Below are 21,639 nucleotides of genomic sequence, written 5' to 3'. Positions count from 1 at the left end.
GCCTTACAGGTACGGCGATAAATCGGGCGGCAGGCGGGTACGGGGCAGGTATGACCCGCACCGACCAACCGCTGGGCGACCTCGAGCTGGTCGCCACCTTCGACCCGCCGATGCCGACCGGTGTCACCGTCTCGCAGACCGGCCGGATCTTCCTCAACCACCCGAAGTGGGGCGACGACGTGCCCGCCACCGTCGTCGAGCTCCGCGACGGCGAGCGGGTGCCGTTCCCCGACGAGGGGTGGAACCAGCCCGACGCCGACGACGACCGGCACGCGTTCGTGTCGGTGCAGTCGGTCGTCGTCGACCCGCTCGACCGGCTGTGGGTGCTCGACACCGGTTCGCCGCTGTTCAAGCCGACCCGGCACGGCGGCCCGAAGCTGGTCCGGGTCGACCTCGACTCGAACGCCGTCGGCCAGGTCATCACGTTCCCGACCGACGTCGCGCTGCCGAGCACCTACCTCAACGACGTCCGCTTCGACCTGCGCCGGGGCGACGAGGGCATCGCCTTCATCACCGACTCCGCCGAGGCCCACGGGTCCAACGGCATCATCGTGGTCGACCTGGCCACCGGCGAGTCGTGGCGGCGGCTGCACGACCACCCGTCGACCAGGGCCGTGCCGCCGCGCGAGTCCCGCCCGGTCGTCGAGGGGCGGCACTTCCTCAAGCGACCGGCCGACGGCGAGCCCACCGCGGTGACCATGGGCAGCGACGGCATCGCGATCTCGCCGGAGGGCCTACGGCTCTACTACTGCCCGCTGATGTCCCGGCGGCTCTACAGCGTGTCGGTCGACGCGCTCTGCGACCGCTCGCTCGACGACGACCGGGTCGCCGAGACCGTCGTCGACCACGGCGACCGGGGCAGCGGCGGCGACGGCCTGGAGAGCGACGAGCTGGGACGGGTCTACTGCACGGCGTACGAGCAGAACGCGATCTTCCGCCTGCACCCGGACGGCGTCTTCGACACGCTCGTGCACGACCCGCGGCTGCTCTGGCCCGACACGATGTCGGTGGCGACCGACGGCCACCTCTACGTGACCGCCAACCAGCTGCACCGGCAGCCCGACTACAACGGTGGCAAGGACCTGCGCCAACCGCCGTACGCCCTGTTCCGGATCCCGATCGACGCGGGTCCCGTCCTGCTGCGGCCGTAGTTTGCGGCGCGCCGGCCCGGGTAGTGGGACCGCCGTGACCGACATACCTGAGCAGAGCCGGCAGGAAGAGGCGCTCGAGCAGGGCGCGGTGTTCCAGGACGCCGAGGGACGGCAGACCACCGACCCGGGCAAGGCCGCCGAGCACGCGGACAGCGAGGCCGACCGCAACGAGGAGCGACTCCAGCGCGGCGAGGTCGGCCCCGGCATCCCTGAGACGGACTAGCCCCGAGACGGACTAACGCAACAGTTCGGCGACCCGGGCGGCGAAGGCCGGCACCTGCTGGCCGAAGCCGCCGTGGTCGCCGGGCACCGGCGCGACCGGCACGCCGAGGCGTTCGCCGAGCGCCTGCGCCGCGCGGTGCGGCGGCTGGCCCACCGACGCCTCGCCGGCCGCCGGCACGATCCGCACCGGGCCGGCCCGCAGCGCGTCGTAGTCCGGGACGTAGCGGTTGAACGGCGGGACCTCGTGGCCGATGAAGAACGCGAAGTTCTGCTCCAGCCGGCCGAACATCGCCAGCGTCTCCGGGTCGGGCGCCTCGGCCGGCCCGCCGCCGGGCGCCCGCTCGTCGTCGGCTGGGCCCATGTCGAGGCCGCGCTGGAGCACCGCGTTGGCCTCCACCGGACCCTCGGCGGCGTACGTCTGCTCCACCTCGTCGATCATGGCCGCGAACGCGGCCCGCTCCGGCAGCAGGTCGAACAGCGGCGGCTCGTGCGCGACGAGCGTGTCGACCAGCGCCGGATGCCGGGCCGCCAGGTCGAGGCCGATGATCGCGCCGGAGCTGTTGCCGAACACGTGCGCCGGACCGCCACCGACCTCGGCCAGCAGCGCGGCCGCGTCGTCGGCGTGCTGCGGCAGCGACTGCGGGCCGGGCGGGCCGGCCAGCGGGCTGCGCGAGTTGCCGCGCCGGTCGTAGGTGACCACCGTGAAGCGGTCGGCCAGCGCGCGGGCCAGGCCCGCGTAGCCGGCCGCGTCGTAGACCCCGCCGCAGATCAGCAGCAGGGTCGGGCCGCTGCCGCGGACCTCGTGGTAAAGGGTGGCGCCGGGAACGTCGAGCGTCGACATGTGTCCTCCAATGGGCGGGTGCTTCGGATGACACGTCGGAGCCGCCGATGCGGCTTCGACAGGCTCAGGCCTCGGCGCCGCCGATGATCTCCCGGACCTCCATCGCGCCCCAGCGGGCGTCCGGCCAGCGGCCGGCGATGTCCAGCGCGCGCTCCTCGCTCGCGACGTCCACCGCGATGTAGCCGGCGAACTGCTCCTTCGCCTCCAGGAACGGGCCGTCGGTGGTGGCCGCGACACCGCCGCGCAGGCGCACCGTCTTGGCCGGCGCGGCCAGGGCCTCGCCCCGGATGAGCTCGCCGGAGGCGGTCAGCTCCGCCATGATCTCGTCGACGTCGGCGAACAGCGCGGTGCGCTCCGACTCGGACAGCGCCTCGATGGCGGCCGGGTTGTTGTAGATCAGCAGCATGTACTTCACGGCCGCCAACGATAGACGTCGTCGGTCGCGGCCGGTCGTTCGCGGGGATAACGTCGGTTTACCGACCCCCCAGGAGGATGACCCCCCGATGCTCGCTGGTGTCCACTTCATCAACTTCAGCCTGCCGGGCGGCCCGGAGTCGCTCGCACCCGTGCTCGCGGCGACGGCGCGCACGGCCGACGAGGGCAACTGCGCCACGTTCACCCTGATGGACCACTGGTTCCAGATGGAGCACGTCGGTGGCGGCGCGCGCGACCCCATGCTCGAGGGCTACACCGCCCTCGGCTTCCTCGCCGGACTGACCAGGCAGATCAACCTCGGCCTGATGGTCACCGGCGTGACCTACCGGCATCCCGGGCTGCTGGCCAAGACCGTCACCACGCTCGACGTGCTCTCCGGCGGCCGCGCGACACTCGGCGTCGGCGCCGCCTGGTACGAGCGCGAGCACCGGGCCCTGGGCGTCCCGTTCCCGCCGGTCGCCGAGCGGTTCGAGCGGCTCGAGGAGACGCTGCGGATCTGCCGGCAGATGTGGTCGCCGGAGGACGGGCCGTTCGAGGGCCGGCACTACCGGCTGGCCGAGACCATCTGCGTGCCGCCGCCGATCTCCGACCCCCGCCCGCGCATCCTGGTCGGCGGCATGGGCGAGAAGAAGACACTGCGCCTGGTCGCGCGGTACGCGGACGCCTGCAACCTGTTCGCCGAGAGCCACGAGCAGATCGCGCACAAGCTCCGGGTGCTGGACGAGCACTGCGCGGCGGTCGGCCGCGACCCGAGCGAGATCCAGCGGACCATCATCGGCCGCGGCAAGCCGGTCAGCGAGACCGACCAGTTCCTGTCCGACATGGAGGGTTACGTCAAGCTCGGCGTCGAGCTGGTCGAGATGGTGCCGCACGGCCCCGATCCCGTCGCCTGGACGGCGGAGTTCTGCGAGAGGGTGGTGCCCCGCCTGGCGGAGATCGGCTAGCCGCCCTTGCGGGCGACCAGAACGTCGCGGCGGATGGCCTGGTCGACGCGGTGCGCGAGGCGACGGTGGGCCGGCGTGTCGAGCACCTCGAGCCCGGCGTCGGCGAGCACCGCGGCCGCGTCCGCCCGGTCGGCCACGAACGTGTTCCAGGACAGGCCGAGCGCGCCGCCGGGGCGCAGCACGCCGGCCCAGACCGGCGCGGCCGCCCGCAGCAGCTCCAGCGGGCCGCGGGCCAGGCCCCGCTCGGCGGTGCGGCTGCCGTGCTGCACGCCGTAGGGCGCGTCGGCGACCACGAGGTCGACCGAGCCCGGCTTCCAGAACTCCAGCGTCCGGGTGGTGTCGGCGTTGACCATGTCGATCCGCTGGGTGTCGGCCGCCTTGTAGTCGGCCTTGCTGGCGGCCAGCGTGATCTGCAACCGGCGGCCGACCACCTGCCGGTTGCGCCGCACGGGCCCCTGCTCGGCCTTGTGTTTGACCCGCTTCTCCTTGAGCCAGCGCTGGATGAACGCGCCGTACGCCTCGAAGTCCTTCTGGTCGCGGTCCACGCCGTACGCGTCGTAGCCGTACATCATCGCCTGGTGGAGGGTGGTGCCGCGGCCGGCCAGCGGGTCCAACACCGTGAGCCGCCGGTCGAGCATCCCGCCCGCGAACGCCGATCCCATCAGGGTGGTGTTGAGCAGCAGCTTGGTGAACTGCTCGTTGGTCTTGCCGGCGTACTTCGGGATGGTGACGAGGTCGTCGTCGAAGCGGTCCAGCCGACGCAGCGCGATCGGGCGCAGCAGGTCGCCCTCGACCGCGAACAGCGCGTAGATCGACGACAGGTTGGCCAGGAACCGGGTGTCGCGCTCATCGAGTGACGCGGAAAAGGTCACGTAGGGGACACCGGCGATCTCCTCGGCGGCGATGTCGGCGACCCCGCCGGCGAGCACCGCGCCGGCGAAGATCTCCAGCTCGGCGGCGGTGAGGTCGACGGCCGAGTCGGCGTAGACCCGGTTGGCGGACGGCAGGATCAACATCGCGTAGCGCATGGTCCGCCGATTTTAGTGTTCGGTACCGGATCGCGCGGATGGCGGTCGGGATGATAGGTACGACGGGTGACAGAAGTGCCAGAGCGGCTACGCCGCGACCGGCTCCGGCTCGGCTACCCGGACCAACTGGTCGGCGACGTCCTGGCCTACGCCCGGCTCGACGGCCGGCCGGCCCTCGAGGTCGGTGCCGGCAGCGGCCGGGCGACGATGAAGTTCGTCGCCCGGGGCGTGCCGATCACCGCGGTCGAACCCAACGAACGGCTGGCCGCCGTGCTGCGCCGCCGGGTGGCCGGTGCGCCGGTCACGGTGCACGTCGGCAGGTTCGAGGGCTACACGCCGGAACGCCGCTTCGGGTTGCTGTTCAGCGCCCAGGCCTGGCACCGGGTCGACCCGGCGGTCCGCTGGCGCAAGGCGGCCGAGGCGGTCACCCCCGGCGGGGTGATCGCCCTGTTCTGGAACAGGGAACGCACCATCGACGAGGCGGTGAGCGAGGAGATCCGGGCCGCGCACCGCGCCCACGCGCCGCGGATCCCCTTCGACCGGCAGATGCTGCCGGACCCGCCGCCCTGGCCGGGCATCCACGGCCTGGCCCACCGCGACTCGCACGTCTACCGCTGGCAGGTGGCACTGCCCACCGTGGACTTCGTCGCCACCCTGGCCACCCGATCGGCGTACGCGGCCCTGCCGCCGGAGACCCGATCGGCCCTGTTCGCCGACATCCTGGCCCGCCTCGACGGCGAGGTCCGCGTCGCCGTCGACACGGAGCTCTACCAGGCCCGCACCCGCTGAACCGGAAAACCCGGCACAATGGATCGCGTGACGGCGATCGACAGCTACGTGCGTGAGCTCGACCGCCGGTTGCACGGGCCGCGCCGGCGCAAGGCCGACATGATCGTCGAGGTCCGGGCCGGGCTGCACGACGCGGCCGACGCGATGCGCGCGGAGTCGCCCGGGGTGAGCCCGGCCGACGCCGAGCGGCAGGCGGTCGCCGAGTTCGGTGCGGTGCCCGACGTGGCACCGGACTTCCAGGCCGAGCTCGCCGTGGCGCAGGCCTGGCGCACCGCCTGGGTGTTCGCGGTCGCGCTGCCGCTGGTGATGGCCGGGACCACGCTGGTGTGGCGCGCCGGCAGCAGTGGCGTCGTGCCGGGGCCCGGCTACCTACAACCTGGCCCACGCCACCGACATCTTCCTGGTCGCCGCGGGGGTCGGCTTCGCGGTCGCCCTGCTGGTGCTGCGCTGGCTGGCCCGGCGCGCGGCCTCGCCGCTCGCCCTGGTGCGGGTCGTCGGCGCCGCCGCGGTCGCCACCGTGCTCGGGATGATGGTGAGCAGCGTCTTCCTGATGCTGGGCGCGCCCGGCGGGCTCTCCTGGCGGGACGCGGTGACCCCGCTGCCCGGCTATGGCCTGCTGCTGCATCTCGGCGTGCGGTGCCTGCGCCTGACCCGGCCACGCGGGCCTGGGGCCGGACGCCCGTCCCGACGCCCGGCCCCAGTCCCTTCAGCTTAAGGCCAACCGTCCATGTCCAGTGGCCCGCTCACCGGCTTGAGTGTCATCGAACTCGCCGGCATCGGTCCGGCGCCGCACGCCGCGATGCTCCTCGCCGACATGGGCGCCGACGTGATCCGGGTCGACCGGATCGCCGGACCGCCCGCGGAATACCTGCTCAACCCGGTGGTCGACCGGGGCCGGCGGTCGATCGCGCTCGATCTCAAGGCGCCCGCGGGCGTCGAGGTGCTGCTGCGACTGGTGGCCCGGGCCGACGTACTCGTGGAAAGTTTCCGGCCTGGGGTCGCGGAGCGGCTGGGCATCGGGCCGGTGCCGTGCCTCGCGGTCCGGCCGAGCCTGGTCTACGCCCGGATGAGCGGTTGGGGGCAGTCCGGCCCGCTGGCCGGGGCGGCCGGGCACGACATCAACTACATCAGCCTGACCGGCGCGCTCGCCGCGATCGGCCGGGCCGGCGGGCCGCCCCAGCCGCCGATGAACCTGGTCGGCGACTTCGGCGGCGGCTCGCTCTACCTCGTCTACGGCATCATGTGCGCGCTCTGGGCGGGCGGCGGCCGGGTGGTCGACGCCAACGTGCACGACGGCACGACCTCGCTGCTGGCGATGGTGCAGGGCTTCCGGGCGATCGGGCGCTGGTCCGACGAGCGGGGCACCAACCTGATCGACACCGGCTGCCCCTACTACGACGTCTACCGCTGCGCGGACGGCGGCTGGGTCGCGGTCGGCTCGATCGAGCAGCGGTTCTTCCTGGCGCTGCTGGCCGGGCTCGGCCTGGGCGACGAGCCCGACCTGGTGGCCGCACACCGCGACCCGGCGCGCTGGCCGGCGTTGCGGGCGGCGCTGACCGCGGCGTTCGCGGAGGCCACCCGCGACGAGTGGGCGCAACGGTTCGCCGGCACCGACGCGTGCGTGACGCCGGTGCTGGAGCTGGGGGAGGCGCCGGTGGCGCCGCAGGCGGCGGCCCGTGACCTCTACGCGCCCGTGCCCGACCGGCCCGGCGGCACGCAGGTGACGCCGACGCCGCGGTTCACCGCCGACCCGGCCGCCGTGCCGGAGGCGCCGCCGCTGCCCGGCCCGGCGCCGCGCGCCGGCGCGCACACCGCCACGATCCTGGCCGAGCTGGGCCTCTCCGCCGACGAGTGCGCCGCCCTGCACGCCGAGGGCGTGGTGGCTAGCTGACCGTCAGCGCGTGGTGCAGCCCCTGCAGCGCCAGCACGTAGCCGTAGACGCCGAAACCCACCACGACCCCGCGGGCGACCGGCGAGACGTAGGACCGGTGCCGGAACTCCTCGCGGGCGTGCACGTTGGAGATGTGCACCTCGACCACCGGCAGGGCGGCCCCCTCGATCGCGTCGTGCAGGGCGATCGAGGTGTGCGTGTAGGCGCCGGGGTTGAACACCGCGCCGAGGCACTCGCCGGTCGCCACGCGGGCGCCGGCCTCGTGCACCCAGTCGATCAGCTGACCCTCGTGGTTGGACTGCAGGAACTCGAGCTCCAGCCCGAGATTGCCGGCCTCCTGGCGGCACAGGTCCTCGACGTCGGCCAGCGTCGTGTTGCCGTAGACCTCGGGCCGCCGCGTGCCGAGCAGGTTGAGGTTGGGCCCGTTGAGGACGTAGACCGAGGTCACCGGCGCCCGCCCGGGTTGTGCCAGGCCCGGCCGTCGCGGGCGAGCAGCTGGTCGGCCTCGTCGGGGCCCCAGGACGCGGCCTCGTAGAGCGGGATCCGGCCGGTGCTCTCGGCCCAGTGCTCGATGATCGGGTCGACGATGCGCCAGCTCTGCAGCACCTCGTCGGAGCGGATGAACAGCGTCGGGTCGCCGATCAGGGCGTCGAGCAGGAGCCGCTCGTAGGCCTCCGGCGACTCCTCGCGGAACGTCGACTCGTAGGAGAACTCCATCGTGGCGGTGCGCACCCGGAAGGAGTGGCCGGGCACCTTGGCGCCGAACCGCAGCGTGATGCCCTCGTCGGGCTGGATGCGCAGGATCAGTGCGTCGGGCTGCAGCCCGGTCACCTGGGCGGCGCTGATCGGCAGGTGCGGCGGCCGGGTGAACTGCAGCACGACCTCGGTGACCCGGCGCGGCAGCCGCTTGCCGGTGCGCACGTAGAACGGCACGCCGGCCCAGCGCCAGTTGTCGACGTCGAGCCGCATCGCCGCATAGGTCTCGGTGCGCGACAGCGGGTCGACGCCCTGCTCCTCGCGGTAGCCCGGCATCAGGTCGCCGCTGGTGCCGCCGCGCGTGTATTGCCCGCGGACCGCGATGCGGTCGATGTCGCCGTCGGACGGGTGCCGGATCGACTGCAGGAGCTTGACCTTCTCGTTGCGCAGCGCCTCGGGCGCGAACGAGGCCGGCGGCTCCATCAGGGCCAGCGCGAGCACCTGGAGCACGTGGTTCTGCACGATGTCGCGCATCGCGCCGGCGTGCTCGTAGAAGCCGCCGCGGGTGCCGACGCCGAGCGTCTCGGCCACCGTGATCTGCACCTGGTCGATCCACGTGCGGTTCCAGATGGGCTGGAAGATCGTGTTGGCGAACCGCAGCGCCATCACGTTCTGCACGGTGTCCTTGCCGAGGTAGTGGTCGATCCGGAAGACCTGGCTCTCCTCGAAACCGGCGTGGATCCGGTGGTCGAGGTCGCGGGCGCTGGCCTCGTCGTGGCCGTAGGGCTTCTCGATCACGAGCCGGGCCGAGCCGTCCGGCGAGCCGGGCTGGTTGAGACCCGCCGCGGCCAGGTTCTCGATGATCGGCACGAACGCCTGCGGCGGGGTGGCGAGGTAGAACAGCCGGTTGCCGGCCGTGCCAGCGTCGGTGTCGAACTCGTCGAGCAGGTCGCGCAGGCGCGCGTAGGTCTGCGGGTCGTCGTAGGCGCCGCTGACGTAGCGCATGCTCTCCACCAGGCCCGGCGCTTCGGCGGCCGGCCCGGCGGGGAAGCGCTTGCGGAACTCGTCGTCGGACAGGTGGCTGCGGGCGACGCCGACGAGGCGGAACTCGTCGGGCAGCCGCTTATATTGCGCGAGCCGGGCCAGCGCCGGCATCAGCTTGCGCTCGGTGAGGTCGCCGGACGCGCCGAAGATCACCACGACCCCGGGCGGCGCTTTGCGATCGTCGCCGCCGTCTCCGTTGATCCGGATCTCGTTGCCCGGGCCAAGGTCGCTTGTCATGCGTACCCCTCGTGTCGCGGTCGTCGGCGCGCAGCGCCCCGCAGAACGCTACCGGCCCACGCGCCCCATGCGGAGCGGCGCGCGCCGATGTGGGACGGACACCTCTTCGAACCTATCGCTTCCGCCGGAACTCGCCGTGAACGAGGGGTTATGAAGCGGTTTGCTCCGGATCTGACACGTCGGCGACGGTCGCGCCCAGCACGCGCACGGCCGTGTCCGCGTCGACGGCCACCGCCACGCCGTGCTCGCCGGCGCCGAGGGTGATCTCCCGGCCCGCCATCCGCTCGTCGGCGATCACCGGCCAGGGCACGAGCGAGCCGAACGGGGTGATCGTGCCCCGCTCGTAGCCGGTCGCGTCGAACGCGGTCGCCGCGTCGGGCATCGACAACCGGCTCACGCCGAGCAGCGTGCGGAGCTTGGGCCACGAGATGACCCGGTCGCCGGGCACGAGCACGAACAGGAAGTCGCCCTCGCCCCGACGCACGACGATGGTCTTGACGACGTCGGGGATCTCGACCCCGCGGGCCGCGGCGGCCTCGGCGAGGCTGCGCACCGGGCCGTGGTTGACGACCCGGTGCGCCACTCCGGCGTTCTCGAGGGCTTCGACCGCGCGACCACTCATGTGGCCAAGGTTATGACCTTGCCACCGCGTTGGCGTGGATCGCCTCGTTGAGGAAACGTGCCATACCCGGCTTGATCTTCTCGTAGTACGCCGTGAACCGCGGATCCTCGACGTACATGTCGGCCAGGCCGGTGTGGATCTCCAAGGTGCACTCGTAGAACCAGCGGCTGATCTGCTGGCGGTGCTCCTCGGCGAGGTCCATCGCCTCCGGACCGTCGGCCGGCAGCCCGCCGTCCATCACCGCGACGAGCCGGCGGCCCCAGTCCTCGCTCTCGGCGCGGAACCGCAGCCAGTCGGCCTTGCTGTAGCGACCGGTGCGGCGCTGCGACTCGGCGTACGAGTCGGTGCCGCCCCAGCGTTCCTCGGCCTCCTCGGCGTACTGCTCGGGCTCGAAGTCACCGAAGACCTCGAACCGCTCCTCGGGTGTCAGGTTCACCCCCACTTTCTGTGCCTCCATTGCGAACTCGATGGCGGTCACCATCTCGGACAACTTCTTGATCCGCTCCAGCAGCAGCCGGTGCTGGCGGCGGAAGTGCTCCCGCGGATCGGCGGTGTCCAGCAACGACGCGATCTCGTCGAGGCTGAAGCCCAGCTCCCGGTAGAACCGGATCTGCTGCAGCCGCTCCAGGTCGGCGTCGGAGTAGACGCGGTAGCCCGCGGCCGTCCGCTCACCCGGCACGAGCAGCCCGGTCGTCTCGTAGTGGTGCAACGTGCGCACCGTGACACCGGCCAGGGCCGCGACCTGGCTGACCAGGTAACCCATCGCGACTCACCCCCTCTCCGCCGTCAACTCAACACCCTCACGTCGCGTGGGGGTCAAGCGCTTCGTCCGGGCCGCCGCGACGCCGGCGAGGCAGAGCAGGCCGCCGACGAGGGCGAGGACTGCCGGCACCTCGCGCAGCGTCACCCACGCGAGCACGACCACCAGCGGGGGTACGAGGTACGTGGTGGCGCCGAGCCGGCCGGCGTCGGTCCGGGCCAGGGCGTACGCCCAGGTGGTGAACGCCAGCGCGGTCGGCCCGGCGCCGAGGTAGCCCACCCAGGCGGCGGTGGCCGGGTCGCGGACATCGGCGACGAGCTGACCCGCGAACGGCAGGCAGGCCGCGGCGCCGACCACCGTGACCAGGAACGTGACGGTGAGCGCGTCACCGCCGGCCAGCAGCGGCTTCTGGGCGACCACCCCGACCGCATAGCCGGCCGCGGCGACGAGGCACAGCACCACGCCCCAGGGGTCGGCCCGGGCCTCGCCGGCGGCGGCGACCCCGATCAGCACGGTGCCGGCGAACGCGGTGGCCACGCCGAGCAGCAGGGTCCGCGGGAAGCCTTCGCCCAGGAACAGCCCGGCGAGCACGGCGATCAGCACCGGCCCGAGGTTGACCACCATGGCGGCGGTGCCGGCGTCGACCCGGCGCTCCGCCGCGTTGAGGGCGACGTTGTAGACGCCGAGCCAGGCGACACCGCAGATCGCCAGGCGCGGCCAGGCGGACCGGTCCGGCCATCGCGGTCCGCCGGCCGCGACCAGCACGCCCAGCAGGGCGGCCGCGACGAGGAGGCGACCCAGGGCCAGCGCGCCCGGGCGGACGTCGGCGCCGACGTGGCGGATGGCGACGAACGCGGAGGCCCAGAGAAAGACGGTGGTGGCGATGGCGGCGACGATCTTCACGCCGTCACGCTAGGCGCGGGATCCTTCGGCGCTGGCCGAAACGTAGGTGGCCTCCTCGTAGTGGCCCACGGTGGTGAAGCCGATCTTCCGGTACGCGGCCACGGCGGCGGCGTTGTCCGTCTTGACGTTGAGGGTGACCACGTCGGTGGTCGCGCGCAGCCGGTGGCAGAGGGCGGCGGTGACCCGCTGGGCCAGTCCCTGACCGCGCCGGTCCGGGTGGACGGTGACGTTGCCGATCGCGCTCACCCGGTAGACCGGCGACCACACGTGCACACCGGCCACCGCCACGATCCGGCCCGCGCGGCGGATCCCGACGTACTGGCCCGTCTCCAGCATGCGGCGGTCGAACCAGTTCCCGGGGTACGCCGCCGCGTAGAGGTCCTCCAGCTCCGCCAGGTCGGCCGGGCCGAGCGGCTCGCCCTCCGCCGGGCCGAGCGGCGCGCCGCCCAGCGCCATCTTCAGGTGCGGCCCGCCGTCGTGCTCCCTGGTGTACGCGGGCGCGAGCGCGACACCGGCGCCGGGGGAGAGGTGGGCGTAGAAGGCGCGCGGCAGCAGCGGGCGCAGCGCGGCGAGCAGGTCGCCCAGCGGCTCGTCGGCGCCGAAGGCGAGCAGCGTCGGCGTGGGCTGGCCGTGATAGAGCAGCGCCAGCGTGTCCCGCAGGCGATACCAGGTCGTGTACGGCCAGAAGAAGTCGTCGAGGTCGCCCAGCTCGTACGCGTGCAGAGCGGCGTCCTTGCGAAGCAACGCGGCAAGCTCGGCGCGGTCGTGGACGCTGCGCAACATGGCCGCGATCGTGTCACAAGGCTCGCCCGGCACCCGTCGCGGTGCTACCTTCCCGCGCGTGATGTCGCAACCGTCACCCCCACCGGCGCCCGCCCGCGGCCTGCTGGTCTTCGGCGTGCTGTTCGCCGTGGTCATCGTCGTGGCGGCGGTCGTCGGCGCCGCGGTCGCCCTCGGCAACGCGGGCGACTCCGCGTCGGGTGGCGAGGTGTCGGCGGCCAAGCTGGCCGTCGGCCACTGTGTCGACGGTCTCAAGGAGACGGACGACCTGGCCGGGCTGCCGGTGCTGCCGTGCGAGCAGCCGCACGAGGGCGAGGTGTTCGCCATCTTCGCGCTGCCGGCCGGGCCCTACCCGGGCGACGCGGCGCTGGGGCGGCAGGCGCAGCAGGAGTGCCTGAAGCGGTTCGAGACCTACGCGCCGTCGTCGGTCGCCGACGACAAGGTGGAGTTGTTCTACCTGCACCCGAGCCAGCTGTCGTGGACCTCGGGCGATCGTGGGGTCACCTGCGTGGCCACCGACCCGACGGCCAAGCGCACCGGCTCGCTCAAAGGGTGAGGGCGACCGCGGCGGCGCCCGAGCCGATCAGCGCCACCGCCCACACCAGATCGAGGTTGACCCAGGCGCGGCGGAGCACCTCGAGCCCCAGCACCCGATAGACGAGCAGCCCGACCGCCCCCGCCGCCGTGACCATGGCCACGGTGTGCACGGTGGTCGCCGCGAGACCCTGCCAGAGCAGGGCACTGGGGTCGGCCGGGGCGTGCAGCACGTGGTCCTGGTGCAGGCCGGGCGGCGGGTTGGCGACCAGCACGGGCACGAGCATCAGACCGGCCCCGTGCACCGACGACATCAGGAACGACCAGCCGGTCAGCTGCCACGGTGTCAGCCGCATGCCGGCCCAGGTGAAGTGCCGGCGGGACAGCGCCCGCCACAGTCCGAAGCCGACCAGCACGAGACCGCCGGCGATCGCGACCACGCGGGTCGCCAGCACCGACCGCAGGCCCTCGACGAGCCCGGCCACGACCAGCACCGACAGCGCGTGGCCGGCGGCGATCGGGACCAGCGCCTTGACCACCGCCACGGCGGACCGCTCCTGCAGCCCGATGGCGACCGCGAACAGCCACCCCATGCCCGGGTTGAGGCCGTGGAACGCTCCGAGGCCGGCGAGGGTCGCGATCTCCACCCAACTCACGGGAAGCAGTATGAGTCCGACGAGGCGTCTCCGCCCTGCAGCCTCGTCTGGTGCACGCGCAACCCGCGGAAGTCGTCGCCGTGCGGGAAGAACCGGGGATCGGGCGTGATGCCGCCGTTGTCGAGATCGACGTCGAGGCGGGCGGCCCAGGCGCCCACGCCGTCGGGGAAGAACTGGTCGTCCCACGCGCCGTAGAGCGAGTTGGTGACGTAGACCCGGCGACCGTCGCGGGACACCTCGACCATCTGCCGCCGACGAAGCCGTATTCCATCGTCGGGTCGTGGGCCGGGCGCAGCTCGAGCGCCATCTGGTGCTGGTCGCCGAGGTCGAGGGTCTGCAGGTGGCGGCGCTTGCGCAGGTCGAAGAAGTGGATCGCGTGGCCGTACTTCCGGCCGAGCAGCAGCTCGCCGACCAGCCCGTCCTCGATCATCGAGCCTCCGCGCCGTCGGCGCCGCCGAGGTTGGAGACGTAGATGCCCTCGGGGCCGCAGTGCACGGTGTGCGGCCGGGAGTAGCCGGCCCTGGCCAGCTCGGCGGGCTCGATGGTGCGCACGATGCTGGGCGCACGCGGGTCGTCCTTGGTGTCGAGCACGTAGATCCGCGACGAGCGCAGCCCGGGCACGATCAGGTAGCGGCGCTCGACGTGCGGGTGCGGCGACGAGGGGCAGAGCGCGCTGCTGCAGGCGTTCCAGCCGAAGTGGTGCAGCTCGTCGCCCTTGTAGGGCAGATCGGTCCAGCCGACGACGCGGCCGTAGCTGTCGGACGTCTCGTCGACGTCGAGCACCGCGATGGCGTCGGGCTTCTCGGCGGACCGGTCGAACGCGGCGACGTAGGCCAGCTTTTCGGCCGGCGCGCCGACCGCCTGGCGCGGCGAGGGGTAGAAGGTCGGGTCGGGCTTCCACAACGGCATCGCGGCACTCCTCTGTCGGCGTCCGCCGATAACCTACTATGTCTATAGGATTTTAGGGCGGTGGTGCGCTATGGAGCCAGTGATCGTCATCGGCGGTGGTCCGGCCGGAGCCCTGGCGGCGATCGCCGTCAGCCGGCACAGTGGACGCCCGGTGGTCGTCGTCGACCCCGCCGCCGCGCTGGGGCCGGGCTCAGCCTATGCCACCCGCGAGCCGAGCCACCTGCTCAACTCCCGCGCGGGTTCGATGTCGGTCGACCCCTGCGCGCCCGGCGACTTCGCCGCCTGGGCCCGATGTAGCGGCGACTCGTTCCAGCCACGCGGCGGCTACGGCGACTATCTGGCGCAGCGGCTCGGTGCGGTGCCGCACATCGCCCGGCGTGCGCTGCGGGTGCGGCCGGCGGGGGCGGGGCGCTGGGCGGTCGAGCTGAGCGACGGCACCACCCGGCGGGCCTCCGACGTGGTGCTGGCGCTCGGCCCACCCCCGCCGGTCTTCCCGGCCGCGGCCGCGGTCGGCGTGCGTCGGGCGCCCGGCTACGTGCCGTTGCCCTGGACGCCCGGCGCCCTCGACCGGATCGCCGCACCGGACCGCGTCCTGCTGCTCGGCACCGGCCTGACCGCGGTCGACGCGGTGCTCACCCTGCTCGCCCGCGGCCACACGGGCCGGATCGTCGCGGTCTCCCGCCACGGGCTGCTGCCCCGGGCGCACACCGATCAGGCGGCCCCGGTGGCGCTGTCGGCCGACCTTCCGCCGGGGCTGCGCGCGCTGCTGCGCGAACTGCGCCGCAGCACCGACTGGCGGGCCACCGTCGACGCGCTGCGGCCGCGGGTCGACGAGGTCTGGGCCGGCCTGACCGACGAGGAGCGACGCCGCTTCCTGCGCCACCTGGCCCGTTGGTGGGAGGTGCACCGGCACCGCTGCGCCCCGCCGGTGGCGGCCACGATCGCGGCGGCGCGCTCGTCGGGCGCGCTGGTCGTCGCCGCGGGCCGGGTGACCGACATCCGCACCGTGCCACGCGGCTTCGAGGTGACCGTCGGCGACTCGGGGCCCTGGCCTTTCGACGCGGTCGTCAACTGCACGGGTCCGGGCCACCCGGCCGGCCTGTCCCTGGTCCGCACCCTGGTCGCCGACGGGCTGGCCCGCGCGGACCCGCTCGGGCTGGGCATCGACGTCGACGCGGCGGGCCACCCGACCGGCCGCGACGGCAGTCCGGTCGAGGGCCTGCACGTGCTGGGCAGCCTCCGCCGAGGCCGCTGGTGGGAGACAACGGCCATTCCGGAGATCCGCACCCAGGCGTACGCCGTCGCGGCCCGCCTCGCCGACCCACCCGCCACCCACGCGGCCTGACGCCCGGACTCCAATGATCGACAACAATATATAGTTCGGTCACTTTGTTCATGGAGGAAGGGTTCCTATGAGTTTTCTCGAACGGCGCCGCACGCTGGTCGCCGCGGCCGGCGTGCTCGTGCTGCTGGTCGCGGGCCTGACGACCCCGTCACCCGCGCACGCGTCGGCCGCGCAGGGGGTCATCTCGGGCGCCGGCGCGGTGACGGACGACTTCGGCGACGAGGCGACGCTCAGCCGCACCGGCCCGTACCGCAACAGCACCGCGGTCGCGCTGTGGCAGACGATTCTCGCCGCCGAGGGCTTCATCGACAACAGCGGCATCGACTGCCGGTTCGGGCCAGGCACCGAGGCCGGCACCAGGAGCTTCCAGCGCCGCTACGGACTCAGCGCCGACGGCATCGTGGGGCCCAACACGTGGAGCAAGGCCGACAACTACCTGCGGCTGCAGGGCACGACCGTGGGCTACGAGGACATCGTCTGGACTCGCCCAACCAGGTGCAGGTCCTGTCGTTCCGCCGGCTCGGCAACGGCTACTACGAGGCGTTCCTGTGGTCCGGCGGCCGGGTGTGGGCGACCGCCTACAACACCCGGATGTCCGAGTACTGCTGAGGGGATTGCCGCGCGCATCGATCCTAGTTAACCTATCAATCCGATAGGTTAAGAGGGAGAGGTGTGATGAGCAGACTCAGCGAGGACTGGGCGGCCACTGTGGTGGGTCTGGTGTTGCTGGTCCTGATCCTGACCGGCGTGATCAGCAAGGGGATCCTGCAGTGACCACCGTCAACGAGACCGAGGCGCTGGCCGGCGTCCCGGCCGAGACGGAGGAGCGGAAGGTCGACTGGGCCTGGGTGGGGGCCGGCCTCGTGCTGGTGCTCACGCTGGCCTGGTTGACCAAATATCTGGACAAGAACGTCCCGGGCTGGCTCGCCGACACGAGCCTGAGCCGGGTCGCCAAGTCCGTCGAGTACCCGGTCTACGCCATCGTGATCGGCCTGCTGGGCAACGCGCTCATCACCGCCACCGGGGTGCGCGACCGGGTCGCGCCGGCCTTCCGCACCGAGTTCTTCATCAAGACCGGGCTCGTCCTGCTCGGCGTCTCGATCAACCTCTCGCTGCTGGTCACCGCGGCCGGCCCCGCGATCGTCCAGGCGCTGCTGCTGATCTCGGGCGTCTTCCTGTTCACCTGGTGGCTCGGCGGCCGGCTGGGCCTCGACGACAAGCTGCGGGCGCTGCTCGCCTCGGCGGTCTCGATCTGCGGTGTCAGCGCCGCGATCGCCGCCGCCGGCGCGGTGCGGGCCAAGCGCGAACAACTGGCGTACGCGGCGAGCCTGGTCATCGTCTTCGCGCTTCCGTCGATCTTCCTGCTGCCGTGGCTCGCCGGCGTCTTCGGGCTCTCCGACGCGGTGGCTGGCGCCTGGATCGGCGGCAACATCGACACCACCGCGGCCGTCACCGCCGCCGGCACGCTAGCGGGCGAGGACGCGCTGAAGATCGCGACGATCGTCAAGGTCACCCAGAACGCGCTGATCGGCATCGTCGCCGTCGCGCTGACCGCGTGGTTCGCCTTCAAGGTCGAGCGTACGGCCGACTCCGCCCGCCCCGGCGCCGGCGAGCTGTGGCGGCGCTTCCCGAAGTTCGTGCTCGGTTTCGTGGCCGCGTCGGTGCTGGGCACGTGGTTCGCCAACACGGTCAGCGCCGCCGACAACACCGCCGCCCAGGCCGTGGCGACGAACTTCCGCACGTGGTTCCTGATCCTCGCGTTCGTCAGCATCGGCCTCGAGTTCCGGCTCACCGCGCTGCGCGAGGCCGGCTGGCGGCCGATCACGGTGTTCGCCAGCGCCACCGTCGTCAACATCGGCCTGGCGCTCGCCCTGGCCGCCCTGCTGTTCGCCGACTTCACCGTCTGACCGCGAGCCGGGGCCCTGCCGGGGTGGTGGGGCCCCGTCATCCACAAAGGACCGGACCAACGCGTTCCGCTGGTTTCTGCCCGTCGCCGACGGCCAGCAGGTGCGGCCCCCGACCACGACGGCCGGCGCCGACCCGCCCGCGCGGGCACGCTGGGCTATCCCACCCAGGTCGGAGTCGGGGCCTGCTGACCACGGTCCACGCCTGGAACGCCGGCGTCGGCCTGGTCCGCGCGGGCGCCGGCACCGCGCTGGTCGGCAGCTGCGCCGAGGTCGAGGAGCGCCTCCGCGCGGCGTCATCCGGTCGGGCTGGCCGCGCCTCGGGGAGGCCTGCCGGGTGGGTGAGTTCCCGCTGCCCCGGCTGGCCCGCGCGACGGCACCGGCCTGAGCAGGTCGGCCAGCGTGGTCCGGTCGACCACGTCGGCGATCCGGTCGTGCACGGCCAGCCAGACGTCGCGCAGCGCGGCCGCGGCGGGCGGGTAGGCGGCCGTCTCCGTCGGCAATCCGCGCACCGTGGTCAGCGCGCCGTTCACCGCCCGCACCACGTCGCCGACGGTGATCTCGGCCGCCGGCCGGGTCAGCGTGTAGCCGCCGCCGCGCCGGCCGTGCAGGAGCTCCGCCCGGCGCAGGTCACCGAGGATGCTCTGGAGGAACGCGGGCGGCATCTGCTGCGCCCGGGCCAACGCGGCCGCCGTCACGAGCCCGGGAGCGTCGGCCACCGCGAGCATCGCCCGGAGCGCGTAGTCGGTGCGGGCCGAGACCTGCATCCCGGCTCACCCCCGGTCCAGCAGGCCCCAGCGCCGGCGGATCGCCCGGTCGGCCTGGTTGAAGAGCGCGTCGACGCCGAGGCCGAGCAGCAGGATGACGATCATCACGCTGATCACCCGCGGCGCGTCGGACAGCTCGCGGGCGTACGTCAGCTGCACGCCCACCGATGTCGTGCTGGCGATGACCACGAGCAGCTCGCCGGCCATCAGGCTGCGCCACGCGAACGCCCAGCCCTGCTTGAGCCCGGCCACGATGGCCGGCAGCGCGGCGGGCGCGATGACGAACCGGTAGAGGTTGAGCCCACGGGCGCCCAGGTTGCGGCCCGCCCGCAGCAGCAACGGCGGCACGTAGTCGACGCCGTGGATGACGCCGTTCGCGATCGACGGCGCGGCGCCGAGCACCACGACGAAGAAGATGGCCTGCTCGCTGAGCTGGAACAGCAGGATCGCCAGCGGGAACCAGGCGATCGACGGCATGGTCTGCAACGCGGTGATCATCGAGCCGAGGGCCGCGCGCAGCACGCGCACCCGGGCCACGCCGAGGCCGAGCAGGAGTCCGACCACGATCGCGGCCCCGAACCCGATGCCGGCGCGGCGGGCCGTGATCAGCAGGCCCTCCCACATGGCGGAGCTGGTGACATAGGTCCACAGGTCGGAGCCGACGGTGGCGGGGCCCGGCAGCGCGTACTCCGGCTTCCAACCGCTCCAGACCACGACCTGCCAGATCGCCAGGGCCAACGCCAGCGCGGTCAGCTTGGGCCAGGTCGCGGCCCAGACGCGGGACGCCCGGCCGGGCACCTTCTGCTGGCTGGCGATCTCGAGCGCGTCGAGGCCCGAGATGGTGTCGTTGTCGCGGGCAAGGTCAGTGGCCATGGCGGCCCACCTCCGCACGGAGCCGGTCGGTGACGTCGGCGGCCACCGCCGCCACCTCGGGGGAGTCGATCCGGCGCGGTCGGGTCACGTCCACCGGGGTGTGGTAGATGACCCGGCCGGGCCGGCTGGAGAGCAGCACGATGCGGTCGGCGAGCCGGGCCGCCTCGCGTACGTTGTGCGTGACGAACAGGACGGTCAGCGGCTGGCCGGCGGCGTTGCGCGCGGTCCACAGCCGTTCGAGCTCGTCGTGCAGGATGTCGCGGGTCATCGCGTCGAGGGCGCCGAACGGCTCGTCCATCAGCAGCACCGGGGTGTCCAACGCCAGCGTGCGGGCCAGCGCCACCCGCTGCCGCATGCCGCCGGACAGCTCGTGCGGTCGCCGTCTGGCGAACTCGCCCAGGTGGACGGTGTCCAGCAGCGAGGCGACCCGGGCCTTGCGCTCCGGGCCCGGCAGGCCGCGCAGCTTGAGCGGGACCTCGACGTTGGCGCCGACCGTGAGCCACGGGAACAGCGCCGGCTCCTGGAACATCAGGCCGGGTCGGGCGTCGCCGGCGACCTGGATCCCGCCGCCGCTGACGCGGTCGAGGCCGGCGACGAGGTTGAGCAGGGTGCTCTTGCCGCACCCGGAGGCGCCGACGAGACAGACGAACTCGCCGGGCGCCACGTCGAGGGACACCCGGTCGAGCGCGACCACCGCGTCCGTGCCGCGTCCGTACACCTTGGTCACGCCGGAGAGCGCGACCGCGGCGGTCGCGCTCCCCGGGTTGGCCGTCGTCGTCACGGCAGCGGGACCTCGGTCTGGCCCTGCGCCTTGAGCGCCGTGTTGAGGTAGCTCAGGTCGTAGAGCCCGGCCAGGTCGACCGGCTCGGTCAGGCCCACGGCGACCGCGTGGTCGAGGCCGGCCTTCAGCGAGGACGCGATCGGGTCGTCGGTGAACTCCAGGGTCGTCCAGGCCTGCTTGATCAGCTTCACGTCCAGCGGCTTGCCGGTGATCTTGCCGATGTGGGTGGAGATGGCCTGCTGCGCCTCGTCGGGCTTGGTGTTGACGAAGTCGTTGGCGGCCACCTGGCCGTCGACCAGCTTCTGCACCACCTCGGGGTGGGCCTCGAGGAACTTCGTGCTGACGATCAGGTTGGTGATGACGAACTTGCCGCCGGGCCACAGGTCGCGCTCGTCGACCAGCACCTTGCCGCCGGCGTTGACCAACTGGGAGACGAACGGCTCCGGCACCCAGGCGCCGTCGATGGCGCCGCTGCGGAACGTCTCGAGCGTCTGCGAGTTGGCCTGCGGCACGATCTTGACGTCGCCGCCGCCCTCCTTGGTGGTGGTCAGGCCCTTCTCCTTGAGCCAGTAGCGCACCGCCACGTCCTGGGTGTTGCCGAGCTGCGGGGTCGCGATCTTCTTGCCGCGCAGTCCTTCCGCCGACGTGATCTCCGCCTTGACCACGAGGGCCACGCCGCCCGACGCGGCGCCCGAGACCACCCGGACCGCCTCGCCCTTCGACTTGGAGTGCGCGTTGACCGTCGGGTTGGGACCGATGTACGTCGCGTCGAGCGCGCCGGAGAAGACGGCCTCGACGGCCTCCGGTCCGGCGTTGAAGGTCTTGGTCTCGAGCGTGACGCCGGTGCCGAGCTTGTCGGCGAAGATGCCCTTCTCGACGCCGACGATCGCCGGCGCGTGCGTGATGTTGGGGAAGTAGCCGAGGCGGAGCGTGACCGGGTCGCTCGCGGTGCCGCTGCCGCCGGACGCGTCGTCGCCGCCGCACGCGGCGGCGGTCCCGAGCGTCGCGGCGGCCACGATCGCGACGGCGGCCAGATTGCCGAGCCTGCGCAGGGGGAGAGGCATCGCCCTATCCAATCCATTGTTTTCCTACTTGATTGATAGGAAGAGTGGGTTAGGTGGGTGGCCCGCGTCAAGGTGACGTCCACCATCTGGGAGCGGGGGATCGACGGCGGAGAGTTACTTGCCGCTCGGCATTAGCCGCGCTTAGCCGCTTCTTAAGTTTTCCTGTGGTGCTTGCTTAGGACCGTCGCCAGCAGGGCCGTTCTGCCGGTCGCCGCAGGTCACGCAGCCAGACATCGAAGCAGCGTGCTGCCTTCGACCCCGCCGTGGGCCTGCGTGGTGATCGACTCGTGATGTCTTAAGTGGGCCCGCCTACCACCCGAAAACCGCCCTTGAGCAGGGTCGGTACGTGGCTTAACTTCCGTGACGACCCTCGCCGCGGACGGCCGCGGCGTCACTCGCGAGAAGCGGGATCCGTACATGGCCAACCGGAACGTGTCCCCAGAATGGCCGGGCGACGACGGCC

The 21,639-nt window shown here is 72.7% G+C and carries 26 protein-coding genes and 1 pseudogene; 10 read left to right on the top strand and 17 right to left on the bottom strand.

Annotated features, from left to right (window positions below):
* Positions 1 to 50: 50 nt before the first annotated feature.
* Complete coding sequence (locus O7635_RS36140) at positions 51 to 1,151, top strand: L-dopachrome tautomerase-related protein (protein ID WP_278084976.1); 1,101 nt, start codon at positions 51 to 53, stop codon at positions 1,149 to 1,151.
* A gap of 34 nt (positions 1,152 to 1,185) precedes the next feature.
* Positions 1,186 to 1,374: a ribonuclease gene (locus tag O7635_RS36135; protein WP_278084975.1), complete on the top strand. Its 189-nt coding sequence runs from the start codon at positions 1,186 to 1,188 to the stop codon at positions 1,372 to 1,374.
* A gap of 12 nt (positions 1,375 to 1,386) precedes the next feature.
* Here O7635_RS36135 and O7635_RS36130 read toward each other — a convergent pair whose 3' ends face one another.
* Positions 1,387 to 2,214 carry an alpha/beta hydrolase gene (locus tag O7635_RS36130; protein WP_278084974.1) on the bottom strand — a complete coding sequence of 276 codons (828 nt, stop codon included), beginning with the start codon at positions 2,212 to 2,214 and terminating at the stop codon, positions 1,387 to 1,389.
* A gap of 64 nt (positions 2,215 to 2,278) precedes the next feature.
* A complete protein-coding gene (locus O7635_RS36125) occupies positions 2,279 to 2,620 on the bottom strand; it encodes a YciI family protein (protein WP_278085667.1) in 342 nt (113 codons plus the stop codon).
* A gap of 97 nt (positions 2,621 to 2,717) precedes the next feature.
* Between O7635_RS36125 and O7635_RS36120 the strand changes: the two genes are divergently transcribed.
* Positions 2,718 to 3,593: an LLM class F420-dependent oxidoreductase gene (locus O7635_RS36120; protein ID WP_278084973.1), complete on the top strand. Its 876-nt coding sequence runs from the start codon at positions 2,718 to 2,720 to the stop codon at positions 3,591 to 3,593.
* Here O7635_RS36120 and O7635_RS36115 read toward each other — a convergent pair.
* Positions 3,590 to 4,621 (bottom strand): SAM-dependent methyltransferase, encoded by a 1,032-nt coding sequence (locus O7635_RS36115; RefSeq protein WP_278084972.1) that lies wholly within the window; start codon positions 4,619 to 4,621, stop codon positions 3,590 to 3,592. The two genes, O7635_RS36120 and O7635_RS36115, sit on opposite strands and share 4 nt — an antisense overlap.
* A 66-nt stretch (positions 4,622 to 4,687) precedes the next feature.
* On the opposite strand from O7635_RS36115, the gene O7635_RS36110 reads away from it, so the two are divergent.
* The 3 genes from O7635_RS36110 (at position 4,688) to O7635_RS36100 (ending at position 7,301) form a co-directional block, all read left to right on the top strand.
* Positions 4,688 to 5,410, top strand: a complete 723-nt coding sequence (locus tag O7635_RS36110; RefSeq protein ID WP_278084971.1) for a class I SAM-dependent methyltransferase — start codon at positions 4,688 to 4,690, stop codon at positions 5,408 to 5,410.
* Between the two features lie 343 nt (positions 5,411 to 5,753).
* Positions 5,754 to 6,125: a hypothetical protein gene (locus tag O7635_RS36105; RefSeq protein WP_278084970.1), complete on the top strand. Its 372-nt coding sequence runs from the start codon at positions 5,754 to 5,756 to the stop codon at positions 6,123 to 6,125.
* 12 nt (positions 6,126 to 6,137) lie between these two features.
* Positions 6,138 to 7,301 carry a CaiB/BaiF CoA-transferase family protein gene (locus tag O7635_RS36100; protein ID WP_278084969.1) on the top strand — a complete coding sequence of 388 codons (1,164 nt, stop codon included), beginning with the start codon at positions 6,138 to 6,140 and terminating at the stop codon, positions 7,299 to 7,301.
* On the opposite strand, the gene aroQ is transcribed toward O7635_RS36100, so the two are convergent.
* From aroQ to O7635_RS36070, 6 genes are all read right to left on the bottom strand, one after another.
* Positions 7,294 to 7,749: a type II 3-dehydroquinate dehydratase gene (gene aroQ / locus O7635_RS36095; RefSeq protein ID WP_278084968.1), complete on the bottom strand. Its 456-nt coding sequence runs from the start codon at positions 7,747 to 7,749 to the stop codon at positions 7,294 to 7,296. The two genes, O7635_RS36100 and aroQ, sit on opposite strands and share 8 nt — an antisense overlap.
* Complete coding sequence (zwf, locus tag O7635_RS36090) at positions 7,746 to 9,278, bottom strand: glucose-6-phosphate dehydrogenase (protein ID WP_278084967.1); 1,533 nt, start codon at positions 9,276 to 9,278, stop codon at positions 7,746 to 7,748. The genes aroQ and zwf overlap by 4 nt, the downstream gene beginning before the upstream one ends.
* A 148-nt stretch (positions 9,279 to 9,426) precedes the next feature.
* Positions 9,427 to 9,900: a YbaK/EbsC family protein gene (locus O7635_RS36085; protein ID WP_278084966.1), complete on the bottom strand. Its 474-nt coding sequence runs from the start codon at positions 9,898 to 9,900 to the stop codon at positions 9,427 to 9,429.
* Between the two features lie 10 nt (positions 9,901 to 9,910).
* Positions 9,911 to 10,663 (bottom strand): MerR family transcriptional regulator, encoded by a 753-nt coding sequence (locus O7635_RS36080; protein WP_278084965.1) that lies wholly within the window; start codon positions 10,661 to 10,663, stop codon positions 9,911 to 9,913.
* Positions 10,664 to 10,669: 6 nt separating this feature from the next.
* Positions 10,670 to 11,563: a DMT family transporter gene (locus tag O7635_RS36075; protein WP_278084964.1), complete on the bottom strand. Its 894-nt coding sequence runs from the start codon at positions 11,561 to 11,563 to the stop codon at positions 10,670 to 10,672.
* A 9-nt stretch (positions 11,564 to 11,572) separates the two neighbouring features.
* A complete protein-coding gene (locus tag O7635_RS36070; RefSeq protein WP_278084963.1) occupies positions 11,573 to 12,346 on the bottom strand; it encodes a GNAT family N-acetyltransferase in 774 nt (257 codons plus the stop codon).
* Between the two features lie 61 nt (positions 12,347 to 12,407).
* Here O7635_RS36070 and O7635_RS36065 point away from each other — a divergent pair, with 61 nt between their 5' ends.
* On the top strand, positions 12,408 to 12,899 hold the full coding sequence (locus O7635_RS36065; RefSeq protein ID WP_278085666.1) for a septum formation family protein: 492 nt from the start codon (positions 12,408 to 12,410) through the stop codon (positions 12,897 to 12,899).
* Here O7635_RS36065 and O7635_RS36060 read toward each other — a convergent pair.
* From O7635_RS36060 to O7635_RS36045, 4 genes and pseudogenes are all read right to left on the bottom strand, one after another.
* Positions 12,889 to 13,533: a hypothetical protein gene (locus O7635_RS36060; RefSeq protein WP_278084962.1), complete on the bottom strand. Its 645-nt coding sequence runs from the start codon at positions 13,531 to 13,533 to the stop codon at positions 12,889 to 12,891. The two genes, O7635_RS36065 and O7635_RS36060, sit on opposite strands and share 11 nt — an antisense overlap.
* Entirely contained in the window at positions 13,530 to 13,769 is a 240-nt protein-coding gene (locus O7635_RS36055; RefSeq protein WP_278084961.1) for a selenium-binding protein SBP56-related protein, read from the bottom strand. Before O7635_RS36055 ends, O7635_RS36060 begins: the two co-directional genes overlap by 4 nt.
* Positions 13,770 to 13,843: 74 nt before the next feature.
* Positions 13,844 to 13,963, bottom strand: a pseudogene (locus tag O7635_RS36050) (hypothetical protein); the annotation flags it as partial.
* Positions 13,960 to 14,442 carry a selenium-binding protein SBP56-related protein gene (locus O7635_RS36045; RefSeq protein WP_278084960.1) on the bottom strand — a complete coding sequence of 161 codons (483 nt, stop codon included), beginning with the start codon at positions 14,440 to 14,442 and terminating at the stop codon, positions 13,960 to 13,962. The gene O7635_RS36045 and the pseudogene O7635_RS36050, both read right to left, overlap by 4 nt.
* Positions 14,443 to 14,512: 70 nt before the next feature.
* Between O7635_RS36045 and O7635_RS36040 the strand changes: the two genes are divergently transcribed.
* From O7635_RS36040 to O7635_RS36030, 3 genes are all read left to right on the top strand, one after another.
* Positions 14,513 to 15,787, top strand: coding sequence for an FAD/NAD(P)-binding protein (locus tag O7635_RS36040; protein ID WP_278084959.1), 1,275 nt, complete (start codon positions 14,513 to 14,515; stop codon positions 15,785 to 15,787).
* Between the two features lie 67 nt (positions 15,788 to 15,854).
* On the top strand, positions 15,855 to 16,427 hold the full coding sequence (locus O7635_RS36035) for a peptidoglycan-binding domain-containing protein (protein WP_278084958.1): 573 nt from the start codon (positions 15,855 to 15,857) through the stop codon (positions 16,425 to 16,427).
* A 130-nt stretch (positions 16,428 to 16,557) separates the two neighbouring features.
* Positions 16,558 to 17,694 carry a putative sulfate exporter family transporter gene (locus O7635_RS36030; protein ID WP_278084957.1) on the top strand — a complete coding sequence of 379 codons (1,137 nt, stop codon included), beginning with the start codon at positions 16,558 to 16,560 and terminating at the stop codon, positions 17,692 to 17,694.
* 293 nt (positions 17,695 to 17,987) lie between these two features.
* On the opposite strand, the gene O7635_RS36025 is transcribed toward O7635_RS36030, so the two are convergent.
* The 4 genes from O7635_RS36025 to O7635_RS36010 are packed head-to-tail and all read right to left on the bottom strand — an operon-like array spanning position 17,988 to position 21,176.
* Complete coding sequence (locus O7635_RS36025) at positions 17,988 to 18,458, bottom strand: Rrf2 family transcriptional regulator (RefSeq protein WP_278084956.1); 471 nt, start codon at positions 18,456 to 18,458, stop codon at positions 17,988 to 17,990.
* A 6-nt stretch (positions 18,459 to 18,464) separates the two neighbouring features.
* Positions 18,465 to 19,331, bottom strand: coding sequence for an ABC transporter permease (locus O7635_RS36020; protein ID WP_278084955.1), 867 nt, complete (start codon positions 19,329 to 19,331; stop codon positions 18,465 to 18,467).
* Positions 19,321 to 20,112: an ABC transporter ATP-binding protein gene (locus O7635_RS36015; protein ID WP_278084954.1), complete on the bottom strand. Its 792-nt coding sequence runs from the start codon at positions 20,110 to 20,112 to the stop codon at positions 19,321 to 19,323. Before O7635_RS36015 ends, O7635_RS36020 begins: the two co-directional genes overlap by 11 nt.
* Positions 20,109 to 21,176: an ABC transporter substrate-binding protein gene (locus tag O7635_RS36010; protein ID WP_278084953.1), complete on the bottom strand. Its 1,068-nt coding sequence runs from the start codon at positions 21,174 to 21,176 to the stop codon at positions 20,109 to 20,111. The genes O7635_RS36015 and O7635_RS36010 overlap by 4 nt, the downstream gene beginning before the upstream one ends.
* Positions 21,177 to 21,639: the final 463 nt, after the last annotated feature.

The organism is Asanoa sp. WMMD1127 (genome assembly GCF_029626225.1).
Classification (GTDB): domain Bacteria; phylum Actinomycetota; class Actinomycetes; order Mycobacteriales; family Micromonosporaceae; genus Asanoa.
Note: the sequence above shows the minus strand (reverse complement) of the source record. Positions and strands in the feature narration are given on the sequence as shown.